Annotated in this window: 21 protein-coding genes and 1 pseudogene; 10 read left to right on the top strand and 12 right to left on the bottom strand. The window is 67.0% G+C overall.

From position 1 onward, the window contains the following. The first annotated feature begins 5 nt into the window (after positions 1–5). The 3 genes from V6M37_RS11085 to V6M37_RS11075 all read left to right on the top strand — a co-directional run bounded on the left by V6M37_RS11085 (position 6) and on the right by V6M37_RS11075 (position 4,601). The gene (locus tag V6M37_RS11085) at positions 6–3,374 is read left to right on the top strand and encodes an EAL domain-containing protein (protein ID WP_332673222.1); all 3,369 of its coding nucleotides are present in this window, start codon (positions 6–8) and stop codon (positions 3,372–3,374) included. 50 nt (positions 3,375–3,424) lie between these two features. Continuing rightward, positions 3,425–4,135: a glutathione S-transferase family protein gene (locus tag V6M37_RS11080; RefSeq protein WP_332673220.1), complete on the top strand. Its 711-nt coding sequence runs from the start codon at positions 3,425–3,427 to the stop codon at positions 4,133–4,135. Positions 4,136–4,352: 217 nt separating this feature from the next. Then, entirely contained in the window at positions 4,353–4,601 is a 249-nt protein-coding gene (locus V6M37_RS11075) for a hypothetical protein (RefSeq protein ID WP_332673218.1), read from the top strand. 87 nt (positions 4,602–4,688) lie between these two features. On the opposite strand, the gene V6M37_RS11070 is transcribed toward V6M37_RS11075, so the two are convergent. Both V6M37_RS11070 and V6M37_RS11065 read right to left on the bottom strand, forming a co-directional pair. Next, a complete protein-coding gene (locus V6M37_RS11070; RefSeq protein WP_332673216.1) occupies positions 4,689–5,027 on the bottom strand; it encodes a 4a-hydroxytetrahydrobiopterin dehydratase in 339 nt (112 codons plus the stop codon). A 141-nt stretch (positions 5,028–5,168) separates the two neighbouring features. After that, positions 5,169–5,900, bottom strand: coding sequence for a BON domain-containing protein (locus V6M37_RS11065; RefSeq protein WP_332673214.1), 732 nt, complete (start codon positions 5,898–5,900; stop codon positions 5,169–5,171). A gap of 170 nt (positions 5,901–6,070) precedes the next feature. Between V6M37_RS11065 and pdhA the strand changes: the two genes are divergently transcribed. From pdhA to V6M37_RS11050, 3 genes are read left to right on the top strand one after another with little or no spacing between them, the layout of a single operon-like run. After that, positions 6,071–7,156 carry a pyruvate dehydrogenase (acetyl-transferring) E1 component subunit alpha gene (gene pdhA, locus V6M37_RS11060; RefSeq protein ID WP_332673211.1) on the top strand — a complete coding sequence of 362 codons (1,086 nt, stop codon included), beginning with the start codon at positions 6,071–6,073 and terminating at the stop codon, positions 7,154–7,156. Next, on the top strand, positions 7,149–8,129 hold the full coding sequence (locus V6M37_RS11055; protein WP_332673209.1) for an alpha-ketoacid dehydrogenase subunit beta: 981 nt from the start codon (positions 7,149–7,151) through the stop codon (positions 8,127–8,129). The genes pdhA and V6M37_RS11055 overlap by 8 nt, the downstream gene beginning before the upstream one ends. After that, on the top strand, positions 8,126–9,229 hold the full coding sequence (locus V6M37_RS11050) for a dihydrolipoamide acetyltransferase family protein (RefSeq protein WP_332673207.1): 1,104 nt from the start codon (positions 8,126–8,128) through the stop codon (positions 9,227–9,229). The genes V6M37_RS11055 and V6M37_RS11050 overlap by 4 nt, the downstream gene beginning before the upstream one ends. A gap of 139 nt (positions 9,230–9,368) precedes the next feature. Here V6M37_RS11050 and V6M37_RS11045 read toward each other — a convergent pair whose 3' ends face one another. Beyond that, positions 9,369–10,583 (bottom strand): glycoside hydrolase family 2 TIM barrel-domain containing protein, encoded by a 1,215-nt coding sequence (locus V6M37_RS11045; protein ID WP_332673205.1) that lies wholly within the window; start codon positions 10,581–10,583, stop codon positions 9,369–9,371. Positions 10,584–10,753: 170 nt separating this feature from the next. Between V6M37_RS11045 and ahpC the strand changes: the two genes are divergently transcribed. The 3 genes from ahpC to V6M37_RS11030 all read left to right on the top strand — a co-directional run bounded on the left by ahpC (position 10,754) and on the right by V6M37_RS11030 (position 13,566). After that, a complete protein-coding gene (gene ahpC / locus V6M37_RS11040) occupies positions 10,754–11,317 on the top strand; it encodes an alkyl hydroperoxide reductase subunit C (protein ID WP_332673203.1) in 564 nt (187 codons plus the stop codon). Between the two features lie 111 nt (positions 11,318–11,428). Next, complete coding sequence (gene ahpF, locus V6M37_RS11035) at positions 11,429–12,982, top strand: alkyl hydroperoxide reductase subunit F (protein ID WP_332673201.1); 1,554 nt, start codon at positions 11,429–11,431, stop codon at positions 12,980–12,982. Between the two features lie 95 nt (positions 12,983–13,077). Further along, entirely contained in the window at positions 13,078–13,566 is a 489-nt protein-coding gene (locus tag V6M37_RS11030; RefSeq protein ID WP_332673198.1) for a hypothetical protein, read from the top strand. A 113-nt stretch (positions 13,567–13,679) separates the two neighbouring features. On the opposite strand, the gene V6M37_RS11025 is transcribed toward V6M37_RS11030, so the two are convergent. From V6M37_RS11025 to V6M37_RS10985, 9 genes are all read right to left on the bottom strand, one after another. After that, positions 13,680–14,243: a superoxide dismutase family protein gene (locus tag V6M37_RS11025; RefSeq protein ID WP_332673196.1), complete on the bottom strand. Its 564-nt coding sequence runs from the start codon at positions 14,241–14,243 to the stop codon at positions 13,680–13,682. Positions 14,244–14,516: 273 nt separating this feature from the next. Beyond that, entirely contained in the window at positions 14,517–15,290 is a 774-nt protein-coding gene (locus V6M37_RS11020) for an enoyl-CoA hydratase (protein ID WP_332673193.1), read from the bottom strand. A gap of 78 nt (positions 15,291–15,368) precedes the next feature. After that, complete coding sequence (locus tag V6M37_RS11015; protein WP_332673191.1) at positions 15,369–16,169, bottom strand: enoyl-CoA hydratase/isomerase family protein; 801 nt, start codon at positions 16,167–16,169, stop codon at positions 15,369–15,371. Positions 16,170–16,313: 144 nt separating this feature from the next. Then, positions 16,314–17,099 carry a histidine phosphatase family protein gene (locus V6M37_RS11010; RefSeq protein WP_332673188.1) on the bottom strand — a complete coding sequence of 262 codons (786 nt, stop codon included), beginning with the start codon at positions 17,097–17,099 and terminating at the stop codon, positions 16,314–16,316. Then, positions 17,096–17,497: a DUF6285 domain-containing protein gene (locus V6M37_RS11005; protein ID WP_332673186.1), complete on the bottom strand. Its 402-nt coding sequence runs from the start codon at positions 17,495–17,497 to the stop codon at positions 17,096–17,098. Before V6M37_RS11005 ends, V6M37_RS11010 begins: the two co-directional genes overlap by 4 nt. A gap of 1 nt (position 17,498) precedes the next feature. After that, positions 17,499–18,509 carry a phosphotransferase family protein gene (locus V6M37_RS11000; RefSeq protein WP_332673184.1) on the bottom strand — a complete coding sequence of 337 codons (1,011 nt, stop codon included), beginning with the start codon at positions 18,507–18,509 and terminating at the stop codon, positions 17,499–17,501. A 29-nt stretch (positions 18,510–18,538) separates the two neighbouring features. Then, positions 18,539–19,720 (bottom strand): acyl-CoA dehydrogenase family protein, encoded by a 1,182-nt coding sequence (locus V6M37_RS10995; protein WP_332673182.1) that lies wholly within the window; start codon positions 19,718–19,720, stop codon positions 18,539–18,541. A gap of 10 nt (positions 19,721–19,730) precedes the next feature. Beyond that, positions 19,731–20,582 (bottom strand): 3-hydroxybutyryl-CoA dehydrogenase, encoded by an 852-nt coding sequence (locus V6M37_RS10990; protein WP_332673180.1) that lies wholly within the window; start codon positions 20,580–20,582, stop codon positions 19,731–19,733. A 35-nt stretch (positions 20,583–20,617) separates the two neighbouring features. Then, on the bottom strand, positions 20,618–21,805 hold the full coding sequence (locus V6M37_RS10985) for an acetyl-CoA C-acyltransferase family protein (RefSeq protein WP_332673179.1): 1,188 nt from the start codon (positions 21,803–21,805) through the stop codon (positions 20,618–20,620). Between the two features lie 402 nt (positions 21,806–22,207). Here V6M37_RS10985 and V6M37_RS10980 point away from each other — a divergent pair. Further along, positions 22,208–22,636, top strand: a pseudogene (locus V6M37_RS10980) (NAD(P)(+) transhydrogenase (Re/Si-specific) subunit alpha); the annotation flags it as partial.

Raw genomic sequence — 22,636 nt, 5'->3', positions numbered from 1 at the left:
CGCGTATGGCCGTCATTGCGGTAGTCGACGATATTCCCGCCAACCGGGAATTGCTCGCGACGATTCTCAAAGCGCTCGGGCATCGAGTGATCGAGGCGGCCGATGGGGCCGCCGCGCTCGAAATCGTGCGCAGCGAAGCGCCGGACCTCGTGATCTGCGACATTCTGATGCCGACGCTCGACGGCTACGAATTCGTGCGCCAGTTGCGTGCGGAGCCCGCGATCGCCGACACGCGGGTCGTCTTCTACACCGCCTATTACCTCGAGGAAGAAGCGCAGCAACTTGCGAAGGCATGCGGCGTGATCGACATCCTCGGCAAGCCTTCCGACCCGGAGGAAGTGATCCGTGTCGTCACCAGGGCGCTCGGCGTGCCGCACGAAAAGCCGGGAAGCGGATTGCCGCAACCCGAGTTCGACCGGCAGCACCTGCAGTTGATGACCGGCAAGCTCGCCGAGCAGGTCGCGGAACTGCAGATCGCGCGCGACAAGCTCGAAGCGCTGATCGAACTGAATCTGCAACTCGCGTCCCAGACGGATCTCGAGCAGCTCCTGTCGCACGTCTGCAGCAACGCGCGACTCCTGCTCGCGGCGGAAACGGGAACGGTGGTCGCGCGGGCGACGGACAGCGAGGTGATCGCGTATGCCGTTCATTGCGGGATTCCGCCCGAGGTCGCATCCGCGCTGGGTCCGCTCGACCTCCAGGCCGGCATTCCCGGAGAGGTTTACCGCGCGAAGCGCGTGGTGCGGCGGGTCTCGACGGAGAGCGTCGGCGTGCCCGGTCTCCCGGACGCTTACCCGCGCCTGCGTTCCTTCCTCGTGGCGCCGCTGACTTCGCTCACGAAGGTCTACGGCTGGGTCTGTCTTGGAAACAGGGAGGGCGCGGACGGCTTCAGCGACGAGGACGAGAAGCTGCTGCGGATACTCGCCGCACAGGTCGGACGCATCTACGAGAACGGCTCGCTCTACCGCCAGGCGACCGAGCACGCGCGCCTTCTCGAGGCGGAAATCGCCGAGCGCGAGCGCGCCCAGCGTCACCTCCGCGTGCAGTACGCGGTCGCCCGCATCCTCGGCGACGCGGTGAGCTTCAACGAGGTGGCGTTGCAGGTGTTGCAGGCGATCGGCGCGGAGCTCGATTTTTCGGCCGGCGCGCTGTGGACGGTCGATGAGGCGGGGCGGGCGTTGCGATGCCTGGATGCATGGTGTCGACCGCCGGTGCAGTGCGGGGCGTGGACGGAGAACGTGCGACGCCTGATCCTCGAGCCGGGCCGCGGACTTTCGGGGAGGGCGTGGGCGAGCCGCAAGCCGGTGTGGTGCGAAGACATCCGCCCCGAGCCCGGATGCCGGTGGTCCGAAGACACCGTCCGAGCTGCCCTGAAATCGGGCGGCGCGTTTCCGATCGTCGTGCGGGGCGAAGTCGCGGGCGTGATCGAGGTCTTCGGACGCGACGGCGCCGCTTTCGAAGTCCCGCTGATCGAGACGCTCGCGTCGCTCGGCCGCCAGATCGGACAATTCCTCGAGCGCAACGCGCAGCAGCAGCGGATTCGCCGGCTGACGCGGGTCTATGCGGTGCTCAGCGGCATCAACTCGACGATCGTCCGCGTCCACGATCGCGAGTCGTTGTTTCAGGAGGCGTGCCGTATTGCCGTCCAGGCGGGTGAGTTCGGGATCGCGTGGATCGGTGAAGTCGACGCGGAAACCGCGCAGATCCTGCCAGCAGCGTGGGCGGGAATCGACGACCGGTTCGCGCGCGAGTTTCGACTGTCCGTGGAAGACGGTGGCGCGCGCAGTCTCGTCGCGCAGGCCGTATCGGAGCGCGCGCCGGTGTTCATCAACGACATCGCGTCGATGGGCGACGAGATCGTCCATCTGCCGGGCGCGGTCGAGCGCGGGCATCGGTCGAAGATCGCGCTGCCGCTCTTCACCGAAAACGATGTCGTCGCGGTGCTTGTCCTGTATGCGCTCGAACCCGACTTCTTCGCCGGCGAAGAGCTGCAGTTGTTGCGCGAGCTCGCGGGCGACGTGTCCTTCGCCCTCGAATACATCGCGAAGAAGGACCGCCTCGCGTTTCTTGCCTATCACGACATGCTCACCGGATTGCCGAACCGTGCGCACCTGCACGAGCATCTGACCCAGGCGATCGCCCGCGCACGCCAACACGCTGGCGAAATGGTGGGGGTCGTCGTCTGGAACATTCACCGTTTCCGCCACATCAATGAGACCTTCGGGCGGCAGATCGGCGACTTGGTGCTGCGCGAGATCGGCCAGCGCTTCCTGGATAACTGGCCGAACCCGATGGACTTCGCGCGGATCGGCGTCGATCATTTTGCCGGCATCATCCACGACCGGCGGGAGGCGATCGACCTCGCGCACCTCATCGAGCAGATCGTCGCGGACGTTCTCGGCAGGCCGATCGCAGTCGAGCAGCAGGAACTGCGCATCGCAGCGTCCGCGGGCGTCGCGGTATTCGGCAATGCGGGCGAGGACGCCGAGACGCTCCTGGGCAACGCCGAGGCCGCATTGCGCAAGGCGCGAGGCTCCGGGCTGAACTATCTCTTCTACGGGCCCGAGATGAACGCCCGCGTCGCTGAAACGCTGATGCTGGAAAACCGGCTGCGGCAGGCGATGGAACGGGACGAATTCGTGCTGTATTACCAGCCGAAGGTTTCGGGAACCAACGGACATGTGACCGGCCTCGAGGCGCTGATGCGCTGGAACGATCCGGAGACGGGGCTCGTGCAGCCCGACAGGTTTATTCCGGTCCTCGAGGAAACCGGGATGATTCTGCAGATCGGGCTATGGGCGATCCGGCAGGCGCTCGCCGATTCGAGGCACTGGCGGTCGGCGGGAATCGAGGCGCCGCGCATCGCCGTGAATGTGTCGGCGATCCAGTTGCAGCAGGAGAACTTTGTCGACTCGGTGCGGGCTGCGCTGGAGGAAGCCGACGGCGATTCAGCCCTCGTCGACCTCGAAATCACCGAAAGCATGATCATGACCGAGCTCGAGGAGAACATCGCGCGCCTCGACGAGATCCGCCGCCTCGGCGGCGACATCGCGATCGACGACTTCGGCACCGGCTATTCGTCGCTCGGCTACCTCGCCAAGTTGCCGGTGAGCGCGCTGAAGATCGACAAGTCGTTCATCGAAACGATGAACCAGAGCCCGGAAAGCATGACGATCGTGTCGACGATCATCTCGCTCGCGCACTCGCTCGACCTGAAAGTGATCGCCGAAGGCGTCGAAGAGGAGGAGCAGGCGAAGTTCCTTCGGCTCTTCAAATGCAACGAACTGCAAGGCTATCTGATCAGCCGCCCGCTCCCGCCCGATCAGGTCGTCGATTTCCTGCGCGAAAGGGCGCAAGGTGGCGTGCTTCATTGACACCGGCGGGACACGCCGGGTTTTGAGTTTCTGAGACCGGAAGGAAGAAAATGATCGATCTCTACACGGCCGCCACGCCCAACGGGCACAAGATCTCGATCGCGCTCGAAGAGCTGTCGCTCGACTACACGATGCGCGTTCTCGATCTCGCGCAGCGCGAGCAAAAGGAGCCCTGGTTCCTGCAAATCAACCCGAACGGGCGGATCCCCGTGATCATCGACCGTGCCGAGGACAATTTCGCGGTATTCGAGTCCGGGGCGATCCTGATTTACCTCGCCGAGAAGACCGGCCGCCTGATGCCGGAGGATGCGAAAGGCCGCTCGCGGGTGCTGCAGTGGCTGATGTTTCAGATGGGCGGCATCGGTCCGATGATGGGGCAGGCGAACATCTTCTACCGCTACTTTCCCGAGAAGATCCAGCCGGCGATCGACCGCTATCAGGGCGAGTGCCGGCGACTGTTCCGCGTGCTCGACGGCCACCTCGCGCACAACGAGTTTCTCGCGGGCGAGTATTCGATCGCCGACATCGCGAACTGGGCGTGGGTGCGCACCCACAACTGGTCGGGCGTCGAGATTGACGATCTGCCGCACCTGACGCGCTGGCGAAACCAGATTCGCGAGCGGCCGGCGGTGCAGCGCGGAATCGTCCGCCCGCCGTCGTCGATGGACGAGAGCGCCGGCGACAGCGAGAAGGAGAAGCGGCTCGCCGAAAGCGTCCGCGGCATGGTCGAAACCGGACAGTCGCGGGACGGCGGCAGCTAGCGAGCCTCATCTCTCCCGTTAACGCCCCGGGCATCCGGACAGCACTTTTTCCCAGAAAGACGGGAGGCACTTTACCGGTTGAGAGGTATCGGCAGAGGCGGCCCGCGGGGACGATAATTCGCTGTCTCGGTAGTTTTTCTACAGCTACCGGTCGATGCCGGAACATCGGCCACGCATCGCGGTGTGGCGACGAATTCAATCAGCAGGAGAGGGATAAATGCAAAACTCGGCAGGACAACTGGCTGTTCACAAGCTGGAGTGCGAGTTCATTCCGCCGCTCGACATGCCCGAAACCTGGGGACTCGCGTGGGACCGGCAGATCGAGGCCGCGATGGCGTGGCAGACGGCCGGCGGCAATGTCGACACCGGCTTCGAGCAATCGCGTGGGAACAACGTGCGGCAGTTCGTCGAGCGCAGGACGCGCAGCATGATCATCGACTTTCCGGACCGCCGGAAGGCGGCCTGACCGCCGGCAGCAAGATCGAAAGGGGCGCAACAGCCCCGAAAAAACCGGAAGCGGCGCCATGCCAGACGAGGGCGGGCGCCGCTTCGCTCATCCGGCGACCAGACGATCCGTCTTCGCTGCCATGACGAAGTCGTTGTCGTGCAGGCCGCCGATTTTCTTCGTCTGCCACGAGATGCTCGCCCAGCCCCAGCCGAATGCGACATCGGGATGGTGGCCCTGCGTCTCCGCAAGCTCGCCGACGGCAACGACGAAATTCATCGCGTCCCGGAAGTTTCCGAAACTGAAGCGCCGTTCGATGCGCGCCCCGTCTTCGACAAGCGTCCAATCCGGCACCTGGGCGAGATAACGCGTGGCTTCGGCGTGCGTGAGCGGCGGGCTCCCGCCGCGGCAAGGGGTGCAGGATCGGGTCGAGAGGTCATCGGTCATCTCCGGGTCTCCCCAAAAAATCCGCGGCGCGTTCGTCGTCTACCCGCGCCGCACCCACGCGCGCTGAAGCGCCACGGCGCGACGCTCGCGCCATGTGCCGCACGCGATGCCTATCGGTGCCGATTCCTGCACGAACCCCCGTCAGGACGTCGCGCGGACTTCGAGTTCGTTGTTGACGCGTTTGACGCCGTGCAGATACCACGCGTCGAGTTCGGCGCGCTTGCGTTCCTCCTCCGTTGCGACGACGCCGCGCAGCGTGACGATGAAATCGTGGCAGTCGATCGCGATCTGGGCCGCCGGCACGAGCGGATCGGTCTCGAGGACGAGCCGCAGGGCCTCGATCACTTCCTCGTCGTTGTCGTCTTCCGCGGGGCGTACTTCGAGCTGATTCACGACGTCGCGGCAGCCGCGCGCCCACCAGGCGAGCACGCCCGCGAGCCGCTTGTGCGACAGGCTGATCACGTGACCGTCGAGGGTGATGACGCCGTCCTTCACCGTCATGTCGATTTCACCGCTGGAGTCGCCGCCCGCCAAGCGGAGGACCTCCATGCGCCCGGAATTCAGCGCGCGCAGCGAGCAGTTGAGGAAGTCCACGTCGCGCGTCAACGAGTCGCACGCGGCGTCGCGGATCGCACCGTCGCCGATCTCGACCGCCGAAGCGAGCCGGAGCCGATCGACCGTCTTGTCGACCCCGTCGAGGTCGCTGACGGCGCTGACCGCGGCACGCTTGCACGCGATGCTCGGGACTTCGCCGCTCAAGGTCAGGGCGTTGCCATCGACGAGGATGTCGACCGGAAAGTTGGCCGGATCGATGCGCGCGTCGCGCTCCAGCGCCGCACGAACCTGGTTCACGATGATTTCTCTCGGCTGCATGGGCGATTCTCCTCGAACGAAGTTGGACTGCCGCTCGTCTGATCATAGACAACACCACCGCCTCGGCGCCTCCCTGTTCATGCGCCCGATGCGACGCGGCGTACCCTTGCCGCGCCCGGATCGAAAGCCCGACGGCATGGTCTAGACTGAGGCAGAAGAAGGAGATCGTCATGGCTACCGTCGCACGGTTCCAGGTCGACTACACGCGGTTTCTCGATCCGCAAGGGGAGGTCGTAACACCTTTGCCCGAGTTCGCGCGCGACCCGGAGGTTCTGGTGCCGCTCTACCGCGCCATGCAACTGACGCGGACTTTCGACACGAAGGCGATCGCGCTGCAGCGCACCGGCAAGATCGGGACGTTCGCGTCCGCGCTCGGGCAGGAGGCGATCGGTGTCGGCGTCGCGAGCGCGATGCGCAACGAAGACCTGCTCGTCCCGTCGTACCGGGATCACGCCGCCCAGTTCGTGCGCGGCGTCGCGATGACCGAGAGCCTGCTGTACTGGGGTGGCGACGAGCGCGGCAGCGACTTCGCCTGGCCGCGCGAAGACCTGCCGGTGTGCGTGCCGATCGCGACCCAGGTCTGCCATGCCGCCGGCGCCGCGTACGCGTTCAAGCTGCGCGGCGAAGCGCGCGTCGCGGTATGTTTTCTCGGCGACGGCGGGACGTCGAAAGGTGACTTCTATGAAGCGATGAACTTCGGTGCGGTGTGGCAGGCGCCGCTGGTGATCGTCGTGAACAACAACCAGTGGGCGATCTCGGTGCCGCGCCCGATGCAGTCGGCGAGCGGCACGCTCGCGCAGAAGGCCATCGCCGCCGGCATCGAAGGGCTGCAGGTCGACGGCAACGACATCGTCGCGGTGCACGATGCCGCGCGACGCGCGATCGAGAAAGCACGGGGCGGCGGCGGACCGACGCTGATCGAAGCGATCAGCTATCGCCTCGGCGATCATACGACCGCCGATGACGCGACCCGTTACCGGGACCCGGCCGTCGTTCAGGAGCAATGGTCGTTCGAGCCGATCCGCCGGCTGCGGGCGCATCTCGTGCGGCTCGGCGCGTGGGAACAGGAAAAGGAAGAGCGGCTCGCGAAGGAATGCGCCGAGGCCGTCGAGCAGGCGGTGCAGGCCTACCTCGCGATTCCGCCTCCGACGCCGAAGGCGATGTTCGACCACCTCTATCGGACGCTGCCGGCCGCGCTGCAGGAGCAGCGCGACACCGCGCTCGCGTTCGCGCCCGACGGAGGCGGCCATGGCTGAGCTCAATCTCGTCGAAGCGGTCAATCGCGCGCTCGCGCACGAGATGGCGCAGGACCCGTCGGTCGTGCTCCTCGGCGAGGACATCGGCGTCAATGGCGGCGTATTCCGCGCGACCGTCGGCCTGCAGCAGCGCTTCGGGGCGGCGCGCGTGATCGACACGCCGCTCGCCGAAACCGCGATCGCCGGCACCGCAGTCGGCATGGCCGCGGCCGGACTCAAGCCGGTCGCGGAAATCCAGTTCTCGGGCTTCATCTATCCGACGATCGACCACATCATCAACCACGCGTCTCGCCTGAGGTATCGCACGCGCGGCCGACTGTCGTGCCCGCTGGTGCTGCGGTCGCCGTCCGGCGGGGGCATCCACGCGCCCGAGCATCACTCGGAAAGCCCCGAAGCGATGTTCGCGCACATGCCGGGACTGCGCGTCGTCGTGCCGTCATCGCCGTCGCGCGCATACGGCCTGCTGCTTGCCGCGATCCGGGACCCGGATCCGGTCGTCTTTCTCGAACCGACACGGCTGTATCGCCTCTTCAAGCAGGAAGTCGCCGACGACGGCGAGGCGTTGCCGCTCGACGTGTGCTTCACGCTGCGCAGCGGCACCGACGTGACCCTCGTCAGCTGGGGCGCGGCGCTGCACGAGACGCAGGCGGCGGCCGATGCGCTCGCGCAGGAAGGCGTCGCGGCCGAGATCATCGACGTCGCGACGCTGAAGCCGCTCGACATGGCGACGATCCTCGACTCGGTCACGAGGACGGGCCGCTGCGTGATCGTGCATGAGGCCGCACGGACGGGCGGTTTCGGCGCGGAGATCGCGGCGAATCTCGCCGAGCAGGGGCTGTACTCGCTGCTCGCCCCGGTGCAGCGAGTGACGGGATACGACACGGTGATGCCGCTGTCCCGCCTCGAATACCAGTACCTGCCCAGCGTGCAGCGCATCGTTGCGGCAGTCCGCAAGACGCTGGAGGGAGCATGAGAATATTCAAACTGCCCGACCTGGGCGAAGGCCTGCAGGAAGCGGAAATCGTCGAGTGGCACGTGAAAGCGGGTGACGAGGTCCAGGCCGACCAGCCCGTCGTGTCGGTCGAGACCGCGAAAGCCATCGTCGAGATCCCGTCCCCACAGGCCGGGCGCATCGAGAAGCTCTTCGGCGAGCCGGGCCAGATCGTGCAGGTCGGCGCACCGCTGATCGGTTTCGTCGGCGCCGCGGACGAAGGCGACTCGGGCACCGTCGTCGGGGAAATGCAGATTGGCAACCAGCTGAAGCAGGAGCCGCCCGCGGCGGTCGGACACGGCGGCGCGGCGATCAAGGCGACGCCGGCGGTCCGCGCGCTCGCCCGCCAGCTGAACGTCGAACTCGAGATGGTGACGCCGTCGGGTCCGGATGGGGTGATCCTCGGGTCCGACGTGCAGCGGGTCGCGAAGATCCTCGCCGAAGTCGGCCCGCCCGAGATCCTTCGCGGCGTCCGGCGCGCGATGGCGCAGAACATGGCGCTCGCGCAGAGCGAAGTGGCCGCCGCGACGGTCATCGACGACGCCGACATCCACGCGTGGCCGACGGACAGCGACGTGACGATCCGGCTGGTCCGCGCGCTCGTCGCCGGATGCCGCGCGTCGCCCGGGCTCAATGCGTGGTACGAAAGTCACACGATGGGGCGCCGAGTGCTCGAGAAGGTCCACGTCGGCATCGCGGTCGACCTGCCCGACGGGCTCTTCGTGCCGGTGCTGCGCGACGTGGCGAACCGGGAACCCGCGGACCTGCGCCAAGGCCTCGACCGCATGCGCGCCGACGTCGTCGCGCGCAGGATTCCGGCGGACGAGCTGCGCGGCAACACCATCACGCTGTCGAATTTCGGCATGATCGGCGGCAAATATGCGAGCCCGATCGTGATGCCCCCGACCGTCGCGATCCTCGGCGCGGGGCGGGTGCATGAGCAGGTCGTCGCGGTCGGCGGCGCGCCGGCCGTGCATAAGATCCTGCCGCTGAGCCTAACCTTCGATCACCGCGTCGTCACCGGCGGCGAGGCGGCGCGCTTTTTGTCGGCCGTGATCGGCGACCTGGAGTCGGCGGAGTAGAGGGAGTGGCACCGGGCGCGAACCGATACAGGCTGTCCCGCCGACCGAAATTCGGCGTCGCACGGTGGGGACGGAGGCGCCGTAGCGATCCCGATCGCGGCCGTGGACCGGTCTTCGCGCTGTCGCGGGAGTGCCGGTCTCAGCGCACCAGGAACGGCAGGTTCGCGGTCGCCGCTTTGCCGTTGCGGTCGCGGATCGTCATGAAGAGGCGGTACGCGCCCGGCCGGTTTGGTGCGATGAAACGCACGGTCGCGGGGTCGGTGTGCTTTACATGCACCGGGATTCGGGCCGGTGCCGCTTCCGCGTCGCCGCCCAGGCGCAGGTCGGTCGCTTCGGCGACGACTTTCCATTCGGTCGCGAGCGGCGAGCCGTCGAACGCGGCGGCGTCGACGCCGGCCGAAATCTCCTGACCCGGGGCGAAGACGTCGGCGGCGATGCCGATTCCGCGGATCAGTGGCGCAGGCTCGGCGACGGGCGCGCCCCACGCCGCGGCCACCGCGTCCGTCATCGCGGTCGCACTGCCGTCGGCGAGAAGAAGGCCGTGCCAAGTCTCGGTCTGCTCCTGCTTCGAACCCCACAGGAACGGGAACACGCCGGCGATCTGCGGCTGCGCGCGCAGGAACGCGAGCGCGTCGCGGTAGAACTTCGCCTTCTCGCTGCTAGTGAGTTCCACCGGTGCGCCCCACGGCTTGCGTCCGGCCTGCCACTGTCCGAGCGGCCCGAGTTCCGCGACGACGACCGGCTTCGTGATGCCCATCGCCGCGAGACGCCGGGGCAGGTCGAACACCGCGCCGGCGTAGACGTTGATACCGAGGATATCGACGTTCGCGCAGCAGGTCGCGAGCGGCGCGAGGCGTTCGACACCCGCGTCCGCGACGACCATCAGCGTCGGATGCGCGGGGTCGATCGCCTTGACGACGGCGGCGAGCCGGTCGATTTCCCGCCATACCGGGAGCGGGTCGGGGAGGGCGGTTTCGACCTCGTTGCCGACGCCCCAGGCGAGAAGCGCGGGGTGGTCGCTGTAACGCCGGACGAATGCGACGATCGATTCTTCCTGCGCGCGCCGCACCGCGGCGTCTTCGAAGTCGAGCCGCCCGTGCCGTGGATGGTCTATCCACAGACCCATGACGACCTTGAGGCCGAGCCGCGCGGCCTCGTCGAGCACCCACGCGTCGTCCTCGTCATAGACGCGCACCGTTTTCGCGCCCGCCGCGGCGAGCTTTTCCAGCATCGCGCGATCGCCCTTGAAGGCCGCGCCCTGCCATTGCGCGGCGGCCGTCGCGTGGGCCGGCGACAGCGTCAGCAGCAACGCCGCGAAGAGCAGGATCGCGCGGAAATTCGGGAGAAGGGACATGGGTTCCACAGCGCCGAGAGCGACGCCTCTCCAATCTTTCATTGTCTCACCATCGAACAAAGCTATTAATCGTATTTCAACGTTCAATTGGAGCTATTACGACCGGGCCGTTAAAGTAGAAGCGTCGAGAGCGATCTCACACACGTTTCCAACACGACAAGGAGCAAGCAATGTCCCGGATCAACAGCCAGATCAAGCCCTTCAAAGCGACCGCGTTCCATCAGGGAAAGTTCGTCCCCGTCACCGACGAGACGCTCAAGGGCAAATGGTCGGTCGTGTTCTTCTACCCGGCGGACTTCACCTTCGTCTGCCCGACCGAGCTGGGCGACCTCGCCGACAACTATGCGGAATTCCAGAAGCTGGGCGTCGAGATTTACAGCGTGTCGACCGACACGCACTTCACGCACAAGGCGTGGCATGACAGCTCGGAGACGATCGGCAAGATCCAATACCCGATGATCGGCGACCCGACGATGGCGATCTCGCGCAACTTCGACGTGCTGATCGAAGAAGAGGGCCTGGCCGACCGCGGCACCTTCGTCATCGACCCCGACGGTCGCATCCAGATCATCGAGATCAATGCCGGGGGCGTCGGCCGTGACGCTTCGGAGCTGCTGCGCAAGGTGAAGGCCGCGCAGTACGTCGCGTCGCACCCGGGCGAAGTCTGCCCGGCGAAGTGGAAGGAAGGCGACGCGACCCTCGCGCCGTCGCTGGATCTCGTCGGGAAGATCTAAGTCCTTCCGGCCCGGGTTTTCCGGGCCGCGCCTGAGCGGCGGCCGGGAATCTCCGGCCGCCGGGCGACCACCCATCCACCACCCTCGACCCCTTTCTATGGAGGAATCGCCATGCTCGACGCCAACATCAAGAACCAGTTGAAAACCTACCTGGAACGAATCACGCAGCCGATCGAAATCGTCGCCGCGCTCGACGACGGCGAAAAGTCGCGTGAAATGAAGGCGCTGCTTGGCGACGTCGCGGAGCAGTCGAACCTGATCACCGTCACCGACGCTTCCGGCGAAGCCGTGCGCAAACCCTCGTTCGCGCTGAAGCGCAAGGGTGAGGACGCGCGCGTCCGCTTCGCGGGCCTGCCGATGGGACACGAGTTCCCGTCGCTGATCCTCGCGCTGCTCCAGGTCGGCGGCCATCCGCCGAAGGTGGATCAGGAGTTGATCGAGCAGATCCGCGCGATTGAAGGCACGTTCGAGTTCGAGACCTACATTTCGCTGTCGTGCCACAACTGCCCGGACGTCGTGCAGGCCTTGAACCTGATGTCGGTCATCAATCCGAACATCCGCCACACGATGATCGACGGCGCGCTGTTCCAGGACGAGGTGAACGAGCGCCAGGTGATGGCCGTGCCGACGGTGTTCCTCAACGGCGAGCACTTCGGCCAGGGGCGGATGGAGCTTGCCGAGATCGTCGCGAAGATCGACTCGGCGGCGGGCGCGCGCGCGGCCGAAAAGATCGCCGCGAAGGACGAGTTCGATGTGCTCGTCGTCGGCGGCGGACCGGCGGGCGCGGCGGCGGCGATCTATGCCGCGCGCAAGGGCATCCGCACCGGCATCGTCGCCGAGCGCTTCGGCGGGCAGGTCATGGATACGCTCGCGATCGAGAACTTCATTTCGGTGAAGGCGACCGACGGCCCGAAGCTCGCGATGGCGCTCGAGGAGCACGTCAGGGAGTACGGCGTCGATATCATGAACCTGCAGCGCGCTGCCGCCGTGATCCCGGGCGAGCGGATCGAGGTCAGGCTCGAAAACGGGACGTCGCTGAAGGCCCGGTCGGTGATCATTGCGACCGGCGCGCGCTGGCGCGAGATGAACGTCCCGGGTGAGAAGGAATATCGCGGCAAGGGCGTCGCGTACTGCCCGCACTGCGACGGTCCGCTCTTCAAGGGCAAGCGCGTCGCGGTCATCGGCGGTGGCAACTCCGGCGTCGAAGCGGCGATCGACCTCGCCGGCGTCGTCGCGCACGTGACGCTGCTCGAATTCGCCGATTCGCTGCGCGCGGACGCGGTGCTGCAGAAGAAGCTTTCGAGCCTGCCGAACGTCACGGTCGTCACGAATGCACAGACGACGGAAGTGACCGGCGATGTGAAGGTGAACGGGCTGATCTACAAGGACCGCAAGTCGGGCGAGTCGTACCGTGTGGAGCTCGAAGGCATCTTCGTGCAGATCGGTTTGCTGCCGAACACCGATTTCATGAAGGACACGGTCGAGCGCACGAAATTCGGCGAGATCGTCGTCGATGCGCACGGCCGCACGTCGGTGCCGGGCGTCTTCGCGGCCGGCGACTGCACGACGGTGCCGTACAAGCAGATCGTCATCGCGATGGGCGAAGGCGCGAAGGCTTCGTTGTCGGCCTTCGATCACCTGATTCGCGAGCCGGTCGAGGCGTAGCGTCTCCCCGGTGAGGCGGTCGAATTCGCGCGGCGTTCGTGCTGAATTCGCCGCCTCGCTGTCTCATCTCCAGCGAGCGTGGTTGGAGAACGGCGATGGGAAGTTCGGGAATCCTGGCCTTGGCGATAGTCGGCGTGCTCGCGGGGTGCGCCGGCGCTGACTGGAAGGGCGCGGACGGGGCCGGCGGCGAGAGCATACCGGTCCGGATGACCGCGACGCGGGTGAATACCGGCGAAATCGGCCGGGCGATGCTCACTCCCCGACGCGACGAAACCGACGTCCGGGTGGAGGTGAGCGGTGTCCCGGACCATTCGACCCGTCCGGTGCACCTTTACACCTATATTCACGAAGGCTCCTGCGGCGCCTTGAGTCCGACTCCGGCCTACACGCTGACGGACCGCGTGCTTGCCGAATCCTTCAGCGTTTTTTCGATGGCCGCGAGCGCCGGCCCGCCATTCAAAGTGTCGAACACGGTCCCGGTGCCGCTCGCGACGCTCCAGTCCCGCCCCCATGCAGTCGTGGTTCGAACGGGGCCGGCAGACGGAAACCTCGACATCTTCTGCGGCGACATCGGCAAGCCTTGAACGATCGCCGCTGCGGCAGACCGCGAAGCCGGCGCGCCGCTTGCAGGCGGGGGCCGAAAATTCAGGAGGGCGTCCTGGACTTGCAGTGAGCGCCGGGCGCGGAATTCCGGGTGCTATTTCGCCTGAATGACGCCGCACGCGACGCGGGCGCCGGAGTTGCCCGTCGGTTGCGTCTTGTAGTCGTCGGGGGCGGCGTGCACGATCATTGCCCGCCCCACGATGCCGGTGTCGCCATCGCTGATCGACACACCCTTCACCACCGTCGTCACCGAGGCTTCCCCTTTGGCGTCCGCATCGAGCATCGGCAGGTCGCCCAGGTGATGTTCGCCCTCGTCGGGATGGCCGTGCGCTTTCTTCGTCGGATTGAAGTGCCCGCCGGCGCTCGTCGCGTCCGGAGCGGAACAGTCCCCTTTTTCGTGCAGGTGGAAGCCGTGCCCGCCCGGGGTGAGCCCGGTGAGGCGCGCTTCGACGCGTACGCCGTCGTCGGCTTGCGTGAAGCGGACTGTTCCGGCGGCCTTGTTCCCTTGCGTCGGCGCGAGCGACGCCTCCGCGGCGGGATTCTGAGCGACGGCGCTACCGGCGGCGGCAAGCAGGACCGAGGCAAGGAAAGTCGAGATACGGAGCCGAGTGTTCATCGCATGCGTTCCTTCTTCCGTTGGGGGGTTCTGCGGCTGCAAGCCGGGAGCGCGGTGCGGTGAATCGCAGCCGGCCGCATCACGCGTCCGCAGCGATACTCATCATGGTTGAACACGGGCGCGAATGAAACCTGCAGCCGTAAGCAAAATTGCCCACTTGCGTCTTGCGGTAGCCGGGAAATCCGTGATGGACGCCACGGAAACGACCGGAGACGCCAGGGGGGCGGAAGAGGAGGGTGGCGGCGTTCGCATTCGCCTGTGCGATCGTCAAATCGACCGAGGAGTACCTCGCCGGCTGAGGCAACCGCTCGCCGCCTAACGGTGCCGGAATTCCGGTTTGCGCTTCTCGACGAAAGCGGCCATGCCTTCCTTCTGGTCCTCGAGCGCGAAGGTCGCGTGCAGCATGCGGCGTTCGAACAGCAGGCCTTCGTTCAGCGGCGCCTCGTAGGCCCGATTCACCGATTCCTTCAGCATCAGCAGCACCGGCAGCGAGTATTCGGCGAGCGTCGCGGCGGTCGCGAGGGCTTCTTCGAGCACCTGCCCGGGCGGGAAGATGCGCGCGACGAGACCGCTGCGTTCGGCTTCCTGCGCGTCCATCAGGCGGCCGGTCAGGACCATGTCCATCGCTTTCGTCCGGCCGATCGCGCGCGGAAGGCGCTGGGTGCCGCCGGCGCCGGGAATCGTCGCGAGCTTGACTTCGGGCTGGCCGAAGCGCGCGTTGTCGGCGGCGAAGATGATGTCGCACATCATCGCGACCTCGCAGCCGCCACCGAGCGCGACGCCATTCACCGCGGCGATCACCGGCTTGCGGAAGGTCTTCAGCCGGTCCCAGTTGCGGGTGACGAAGTTCGTGGTGTAGGCGTCGACGAATTCGAGGTTCCGCATCGCGGCGATGTCGGCGCCGGCGGCGAAAACTTTCTCCGAGCCGGTCAGCACGACGCAGGCGACGTTCGGGTCGACTTCGAACGCGTCGAGCGCCTCGCTCAGCGCGTTCATCACGTCTTCGTTGATCGCGTTATGCACTTCCGGACGGTTGAAACGGATCAGACCGACTTTGTCTCGGGTCTCGACGAGGAGCACGGGGTTCATGGGGTTTTGCTCTCCATTGGGATTCGGTTCTTTTTCGTGGCGGGCGCACGACGGGTGCGCAACCGCCGAAAGCGCAGGTCATTTGCCGGTGAAGACCGGCCGGCGCTTTTCGAGAAACGCGGACACCGCCTCGCCGAAGTCCTTCGTCGCCGCACACTTGGCAAACGCGAGCTGCTCGGCGACGAGCTGCTCGGGCAGGTCATGCGAGAAGGAATCGCGCATCAGCCGCTTCAGCATCGCCTGACCGGTGGGCGCCGTGGCGGCGAGGCGGCGGGCAAGCTTGAGGGTTTCATCCGCGAGCGCTTCGGCCGGGACGACGCGATTCACGAGTCCAAGATGCAGCGCCTCGGCGGCGTCGATCGGATCGGACAGCAGCGCGATCTCGAGCGCACGGCGCAGGCCGACGAGACGCGGCAGCGACCACGATGCGCCGAGGTCGCAGCTCGTGCCGAGATTGACATACGCGAAGTTGAAGCGCGTGTTGTCGGCCGCGACGGCGAGGTCGCACGCGAGCGCGAGGCTCATCCCCGCGCCGGCGACGGCGCCTTGCAGGCTGGCGACGACCGGCACGGGAAGCATCGTCAGGATGCGGACGGCCTGGTGCAGCGGACCGATCAGGGTTTCCGGGATCGACGCCGCGTCGTCGCGGAACTGCGCGATATCGCCGCCCGCCATGAACGCGCGGCCCTCCCCGGAGATCACGACGACCCGGACGCCCGGGTCGGCGGCGATGCTCTTGCATGCGGCGAGGAAGGCGGACGCCATGGCGCTGTCGACGGCGTTCAGTGACTGCGGCCGGTTGAAGCGGAGGTGGGCGATCGCACCGTCCCGCCAGTGGAGCAGGGGAGCGTCGAGGGTGTTCGATTCGGGGCCGTTCATGGTGTCTCCTTGATCGTTGTTCTTGATTAACGCGGCAACCGAATACCATTCGGGTTGAGCTTGTCGAAGCCCTGCCACCCCCCTTCGACAGGCTTGCGCCGAACGGTTGGATCGGATTGCCGGTTCAATAGTCTGCGTCGTGCATCATCCCCGCACAGTCTCCCGCACGTCCGAGTCCTGCATCGTCCGTGCCTCGGCCGCCGTCCGGCCTGCCGCGTAATTGCGATGAATCTTCTCCATCACCATCAAATGCTTGCCGTCGCGGACGAGGTCGTACGCGGCGATGTTCACCGCGCGCAGATATGCCCGCTCGATCTTACCGTGGCCGATGTCGAGTTCGATGATGTTCACGCAAGCCGGATCCTGCTCGAACGCTTTGAGCCCGGCGAGACCGATGCCGACCACCTGCGACATCAGGACACGGTTGACGCCGTCGTGGGCGACGACGAGCAGGTTCAGCCAGTCGTCGCGGGCGACCAGCTCCCGCCACGCGTCGCTGACCCGCGCGTCGAAATCCGTCCAGCGTTCGCCGCCGATGAAGCCGCCGTCGGGGTCGGCCGCGCCGTCGTAGGCGAACGCGACCGTCCGCTCGAGCGCTTCCGTCGGCACCTCCGCGAGCCGGCCGCCGCGCACCTCGCGCAGCCGCCGCTCTTCGAGCAGCGGCAGGTCGCGCTCGCCGAGCACGAGGCAGGCGGTTTCGACGGTGCGGGTCAAGCCGGAGCAGATCGCGAGGTCGAACGGCACCTCGGCCAGCATGCGTCCGGCCGCGTGCGCCTGGCTTCGGCCTTCGGCGGTGAGCGGCACCGTTCGCGGGTCGAGCGGTCGGCCGTCGGCGTCGAAGTAGCTGACGTCGGCATGGCGCATCAGGTAGATGCGGCGGCGGCATCGGGTGCCGGGCAGACCCGGAGAACAGGTGATCCCTTCGGTCATGCCTTCGCTCCGAGGTATTTCGGATTGCTTTCGGCGACCTTGCGCCGGATCACGGCGTCGAGGTGGGCACGGACGCTGTCGCGCAGGTTTCCGTCGTCGGACCGGCCGGCGCGAATCCATTGCGAAAGGCTGCGGTTCGCCGCGACGAGCGCATTGCGCAGCGCCGGTGCATCGTCGGTCCGCGCGGGGAACGGCTCGGACAGCAGCCGTTCGAGCGCCGCGAGTTCGGCGCGCTCGCCAGCGTCGCCGTGCTTCAACTGGCGTGCCGCGATCGACAGCGCGTTCGCGATCATCAGCGCGGCGTGACGCTTGTCGGATGGCAGGGTCGGGATGAGGTCGTCGCGCAATACCGCGCGCGCCGTTTCGAGCAGTCCTTCGCCGGTGGGTTGGTCGCGCATCTCAGTTCTCCGTCATCGTGAGAATTTCGTATTCGAGCTCCGGCACGATGTGGCCGGTCAGCGCGAGCAGCAGCGACGTCTCCTCGCCCGAGACGTGGCGCTCGGCCTGCTGGATCGCGATGATCGCCCAGTTCAGGTGCGCCATCACTTCCCAGTAACGCACGCGGGCGCGGTCGAGCGGGCGGCCGGAGACGTTCTCGTAGCCGCGGTAGAAGTCCTCGCGGGCCCCGATGCCGCCGGCTTCCCTCGCGATCGCGCCAAAGCGCCAGCAACGCGCGCAGAACCAGCCGATATCCTCCATCGGGTCGCCCCAGTGTGCGAACTCCCAGTCGAGCACTCCGGTGAGGCCATGCTCGTCGACCATGTAGTTGCCGGTGCGGAAGTCGCCGTGGACGAGCGCATAGTCCCCACGCTCCGGGGCGTGGCGCTCGAGCCAGCGCAAGCCCCATTCGAGCGCCGGATGCGGCGTGTGGTGCGCGTCGAGATAGTCGCGAAAGCGCGCGACCGAATGCAGCGCCGGCGCGTCATCGTAAGTCGGCATAAAGCCGAGGTCGGCGCGCGGAGGGCGGATCGAGTGAATGCGCGCGAGCTCGGCGCCGAGGCGCTCGGCGAGCTTCACGCGGTCGCCGCCGAGGCGCTCGTCCTTGACGAGCATGTGGCCCGCGGCAGTGCCGGCGATGCGGCGCATCACGAAGAACGGCCGGCCGATAACTTCGCGGTCCTCGCACAGCCACAGCGGCTCGGGCACCGTGACGCCGGCGCCGAAGGCCGCCTTCAGCAGCGCGAACTCCTGCGCGCGCCCGTGACTCACCGCGACACCGGACGGCGAGTCGGTGCGCACGACCGCGTCGAGCACGCCGGCATGCCGGCCTCCGGAAATTTCGGCGCGGACGAGCCAGTTCTCCTGGATCGCCCCGCCGGAGAGCAGCGTCGCCTCGGCGATCGCGACCGCGTCCGCCTGGGCAGCGGTCGCGACGAAGCGTTCGAGCGCGCTACGCATCGTGTCGTTCATGACCGGTTCTCCTTGTTGATGCGCGCGCGTCATTTCGCCGCCTGCGGGCCGGCGAGGCCCTTCATCACGCGCTTCGCGATGCTCCAGCGATGCACTTCGGACGGGCCGTCGTAGATGCGGAATGCGCGCATGTCGGCGAAGATGCGCGCGACGACCGTCTCGCCGGTCACGCCCTGGCCCCCGAGAATCTGCACGCAGCGGTCGACGACGCGCCACGCGGCTTCCGACGCGATGACCTTCGCCATGCTGGACTCGTGGATGCCGAGCTCGCCCTGGTCGAGCACCCACGCGGTGTGCCAGATCGCGAGCCGCGCCGCGTGCAGGTCCATCTCGTTGTCGGCGAGCATGAAGCCGACGCCTTCGTGGCTGCCGAGCGGCTTGCCGAACGCCTGGCGGCGGCGGGCGTAGTCGGTCGCGATGTCGTGCGCGCGCCGCGCGGCGCCGAGCCAGCGCATGCAGTGCGTGAGCCGGGCAGGGGAGAGCCGCACCTGAGCGTACTTGAAGCCCTCGCCGAGCTCGCCGAGGATGTCGGTCGCCGGCACGCGCAGGTTGTCGAAGCGCACGACGCCGTGGCCGCCGGGGAAGCAGTGGTCGAGCGTGTCCATCGAGCGTTCGACGGTGATGCCCGGGCGGTCCATGTCCGACAGGAACATCGTCGCCCGGCCGTCCTCGAGCTTCGCCATGATGATCGCGAACGCGGCGCCTTCCGCCCCGGTGATGAACCACTTGCGCCCATTGATGACGAAGTCGTCGCCATCACGCACCGCAATCGTCTGCAGCATCGACGGGTCGGATCCCGCGCCCGGGTCGGGCTCGGTCATGCAGAAGCACGAGCGCGTCTCGCCGGCCGCGAGCGGGCGTAGCCAGCGCTCCTTCTGCTCGCGCGTCGCGACGACTTCCATCAGGTGCATGTTCCCTTCGTCGGGCGCGAAGATGTTCAGCGCGACCGGGCCCAGCATCGAATAGCCGGCTTCCTCGAAGAACACCGCCTTGCTGCGGTGGTCGAGGCCGAGCCCGCCGTATTCGGGCGACACGTGCGCGGACAGCAGCTCGGCCTTCTTCGCCTTCGCGATCAGCTCGCGGCGCAGTTCCTCGGTCGGACCGTGCGCGGTCTGGCGCGCGTCCTTTTCCATCGGGATGATTTCGTCGGCGACGAAGGCGCGCACGCGGTCGCGCAGCGCGGCGAGCTGGGGGGAGAGGGAGAAATCCATGACGAACTCCTCAGCGGTAGTCGAAGAAGCCGCGGCCGCTCTTGCGACCGAGGAAGCCGGCGTCGACCATCTCGCGCAGCAGCGGTGCGGGGCGGTACTTCGGGTCGTTGAAGCCGGCGTAGAACATCTCCATGACCGCGAGCATCGTGTCGAGCCCGATCAGGTCGGCGAGCGCGAGCGGGCCGATCGGATGGTTGCAGCCGAGCTTCATGCCTTCGTCGATGTCGGCCGCGGATGCGAGGCCTTCCTGCAGCGCGAACACCGCCTCGTTGATCATTGGGCACAGGATGCGGTTCACCGCGAAGCCGGGGCTGTTCTTCGCGACGATCGTCGTCTTGCCGATGCGCGCCGCGAACGCCTCGACCGCGGCGAGCGTGTCGTCGGTCGTCTGCAGGCCGCGGATCAGTTCGAGCATCGCCATGACCGGGACCGGGTTGAAGAAATGCGTGCCGATGAAGCGCTCGGGGCGTTTTGTCGCCGCGGCGAGCTTCGTGATCGACAGCGACGACGTGTTCGTCGCGATGATCGCTTCGGGTTTGAGCAGCGCGTCGATCTCGGCGAGGATCTTGAGCTTAAGCCCTTCGTTCTCGGTCGCCGCCTCGATGACGAGGTCGACGCGGGCGAGGTCCGCCTGCTGCGTCGTCGCGCGGACGCGGGCGAGGGCGGTGTCGCGCTCGCTCGCGGCGAGCTTTTCTTTCTTCACGAGCCGGTCGAGGCTCGTGGTAATCGTCTTGACGCCGCGGTCGACCGCTTCGGCCGAAAGATCGACCATCACCACGTCGTAACCGGCGACCGCGCAGACCTGCGCGATGCCGTTGCCCATCGTTCCGGCGCCGATGACGCCGACCGTCCTGATTTCCATGTTTCTTGCCTCCTCGCTGTTGTTGTCGCTTGTGTTCAGACGCGCTCGAAGATCGCCGCGATGCCCTGGCCGCCGCCGATGCACATCGTCACCAGCGCGTAGCGCCCGCCGGTGCGGTGCAGCTCGTGGATCGCCTTCGTCGTGATGATCGCGCCGGTCGCGCCGACCGGATGGCCGAGCGAAATGCCCGAGCCGTTCGGGTTCACCTTTGCCGGGTCCAGCCCCAGTTCACGGGTCACCGCGCACGCCTGCGCCGCGAACGCCTCGTTCGCTTCGATGACGTCGATCTGGTCGGCCTTGAGGCCGGTGCGTTCGAGGACGGCGCGTACTGCGGGGATCGGACCGATGCCCATGTATTCGGGCTCGACGCCCGCGTGCGCGTAGCCGACGAGGCGGGCGAGGGGCTTCAGGCCCAGCGCGGCGGCGCGCTTCGCTTCGGCCAGCACGACTGCGGCCGCGCCGTCGTTGAGGCCGGAGGCGTTGCCGGCGGTCACGGTGCCGCCGTCCTTGCGGAAGACGGGCTTCATCTGCGCCAGCGCCTCGAAAGTGACGTCGCCGCGCACGTGCTCGTCGGTGTCGAACAGCGTCGTGCCCTTGCGCGTCTTGATCTCGACCGGGACGATCTGCTCCTTGAAGCGGCCTTCGGCGATCGCGCGGGCGGCACGCTGCTGGCTTTCCAGAGCGAGCTCGTCCTGCATCGCGCGCGTGATGCCATAGCGCTCGGCGACGTTCTCGGCCGTGATGCCCATGTGAATCTTCTTCCACGGGTCGTGCAGGATGCCGTTCATGTAGTCGACCGCGCCGTTGTCGCCCATCCGCGCGCCCCAGCGCAGCGCCGGCAGCACGTAAGGGCCGCGGCTCATCGACTCGCCGCCGCCGCCGACCGCGACCTCGGTGTCGCCGAGGAGGATCGTCTGCGCCGCGCAGACGATCGCCTGCAGGCCCGAGCCGCACAGGCGGTTGACGTTGAAGGTCGGCGTCTCCTTGGGGATGCCCGCGTCGATCGACGCGACGCGGCTCAGATACGCGTCGCGCGGCTCGGTCGGAATCACGTTGCCGATGACGACCTGCCCGACTTCGGCCGGTGCGACGCCCGAGCGTTCGAGCGCAGCGCGCACCGCGACCGTCGTGATGTCGGAAAGGGGCACATCCTTCAGCGTGCCGCCGTACGTGCCGATTGCCGTGCGTGCACATCCCACTACCAGTACTTCGCGTTGAGTCATCGTGGTCCCCTTTCGAGTTTTGGTTTTCGAGCTTCGCGCCGCGCGGGGCGGGCGATGGAATGCCGGTTTGTCGGATCGGCCGTGCAGTCGGGCGAGGAGCCGTCGACCGTCGATTACGCCAGCGAGTGAATCCACTATATCAAAAAAACAAAATTGTTGGTTTTTTCTAAAAGGCTGGGTTAGGATGAATTCACGGCCCCGGAGACTTCCTCCCCTCCGGTCGGCCACGGCGCTGCGGGGCGCCTGTCTCCTCCACCCCGCCCCGACGGTCGCACCCTCCTCAACGGCGACCGCAGGGCTTGCGCAGTTCGTCGGCCGGACGCCGACGAACTGTTTTTTTTGACCGGACGCTGTCGCCTCTCGAGGGTCGCGTCCGCATACGAATGAAGAAAGGAGCTGCGGATGTCTCTCTTGATCGGAGTACCCGCCGAGACGACACCAGGCGAGCGGCGGCTCGCGCTGGTGCCGGACGTCGCGAAGCGATTCGCCGCGCTCGGCGCGAAAGTGCAGTTGCAGACCGGCGCAGGCGCGCCGGCCCACTACGGGGACGAAGCGTTCGCCGACGTCAGGTTCGCGGCGAGCGCCGCGGAGATCTTCAGTTCGTCGGACGTCGTGCTGTGCGTGCAGCCGCCGTCGGCCGACCGGATTGCGTCGATGCGCGAAGGCTCGGTGCTGATCGGCCTGCTGCAGCCGTGGTCCGATGCCGAGCGCGTGAAGCTGCTGATGGACAAGCGCATCACCGCGTTCGCGATGGAACTGCTGCCGCGGATCTCGCGCGCGCAGAGCATGGACGTGCTGTCGTCGCAAGGCGCGGTGTCCGGCTACGAATGC

It is taken from the genome of Aromatoleum sp. (assembly GCF_036675785.1).
Lineage (GTDB): Bacteria > Pseudomonadota > Gammaproteobacteria > Burkholderiales > Rhodocyclaceae > Aromatoleum.
This window is presented reverse-complemented; position numbering and strand designations above follow the sequence as displayed.

Bases quoted from the DNA above. Each gene is read 5' to 3' on its own strand.
- V6M37_RS10985 (WP_332673179.1), bottom strand. From the start codon at position 21,805: ATGACTCAACGCGAAGTACTGGTAGTGGGATGTGCACGCACGGCAATC.
- V6M37_RS11010 (WP_332673188.1), bottom strand. From the start codon at position 17,099: ATGACCGAAGGGATCACCTGTTCTCCGGGTCTGCCCGGCACCCGATGC.
- V6M37_RS11070 (WP_332673216.1), bottom strand. From the start codon at position 5,027: ATGACCGATGACCTCTCGACCCGATCCTGCACCCCTTGCCGCGGCGGG.
- ahpC (WP_332673203.1), top strand. From the start codon at position 10,754: ATGTCCCGGATCAACAGCCAGATCAAGCCCTTCAAAGCGACCGCGTTC.
- V6M37_RS11020 (WP_332673193.1), bottom strand. From the start codon at position 15,290: ATGAACCCCGTGCTCCTCGTCGAGACCCGAGACAAAGTCGGTCTGATC.
- V6M37_RS10990 (WP_332673180.1), bottom strand. From the start codon at position 20,582: ATGGAAATCAGGACGGTCGGCGTCATCGGCGCCGGAACGATGGGCAAC.
- V6M37_RS11045 (WP_332673205.1), bottom strand. From the start codon at position 10,583: ATGTCCCTTCTCCCGAATTTCCGCGCGATCCTGCTCTTCGCGGCGTTG.
- V6M37_RS11065 (WP_332673214.1), bottom strand. From the start codon at position 5,900: ATGCAGCCGAGAGAAATCATCGTGAACCAGGTTCGTGCGGCGCTGGAG.
- V6M37_RS10995 (WP_332673182.1), bottom strand. From the start codon at position 19,720: ATGGATTTCTCCCTCTCCCCCCAGCTCGCCGCGCTGCGCGACCGCGTG.
- V6M37_RS11075 (WP_332673218.1), top strand. From the start codon at position 4,353: ATGCAAAACTCGGCAGGACAACTGGCTGTTCACAAGCTGGAGTGCGAG.
- V6M37_RS11030 (WP_332673198.1), top strand. From the start codon at position 13,078: ATGGGAAGTTCGGGAATCCTGGCCTTGGCGATAGTCGGCGTGCTCGCG.
- pdhA (WP_332673211.1), top strand. From the start codon at position 6,071: ATGGCTACCGTCGCACGGTTCCAGGTCGACTACACGCGGTTTCTCGAT.
- V6M37_RS11085 (WP_332673222.1), top strand. From the start codon at position 6: ATGGCCGTCATTGCGGTAGTCGACGATATTCCCGCCAACCGGGAATTG.
- ahpF (WP_332673201.1), top strand. From the start codon at position 11,429: ATGCTCGACGCCAACATCAAGAACCAGTTGAAAACCTACCTGGAACGA.
- V6M37_RS11055 (WP_332673209.1), top strand. From the start codon at position 7,149: ATGGCTGAGCTCAATCTCGTCGAAGCGGTCAATCGCGCGCTCGCGCAC.
- V6M37_RS11080 (WP_332673220.1), top strand. From the start codon at position 3,425: ATGATCGATCTCTACACGGCCGCCACGCCCAACGGGCACAAGATCTCG.
- V6M37_RS11015 (WP_332673191.1), bottom strand. From the start codon at position 16,169: ATGAACGGCCCCGAATCGAACACCCTCGACGCTCCCCTGCTCCACTGG.
- V6M37_RS11050 (WP_332673207.1), top strand. From the start codon at position 8,126: ATGAGAATATTCAAACTGCCCGACCTGGGCGAAGGCCTGCAGGAAGCG.
- V6M37_RS11000 (WP_332673184.1), bottom strand. From the start codon at position 18,509: ATGAACGACACGATGCGTAGCGCGCTCGAACGCTTCGTCGCGACCGCT.
- V6M37_RS11005 (WP_332673186.1), bottom strand. From the start codon at position 17,497: ATGCGCGACCAACCCACCGGCGAAGGACTGCTCGAAACGGCGCGCGCG.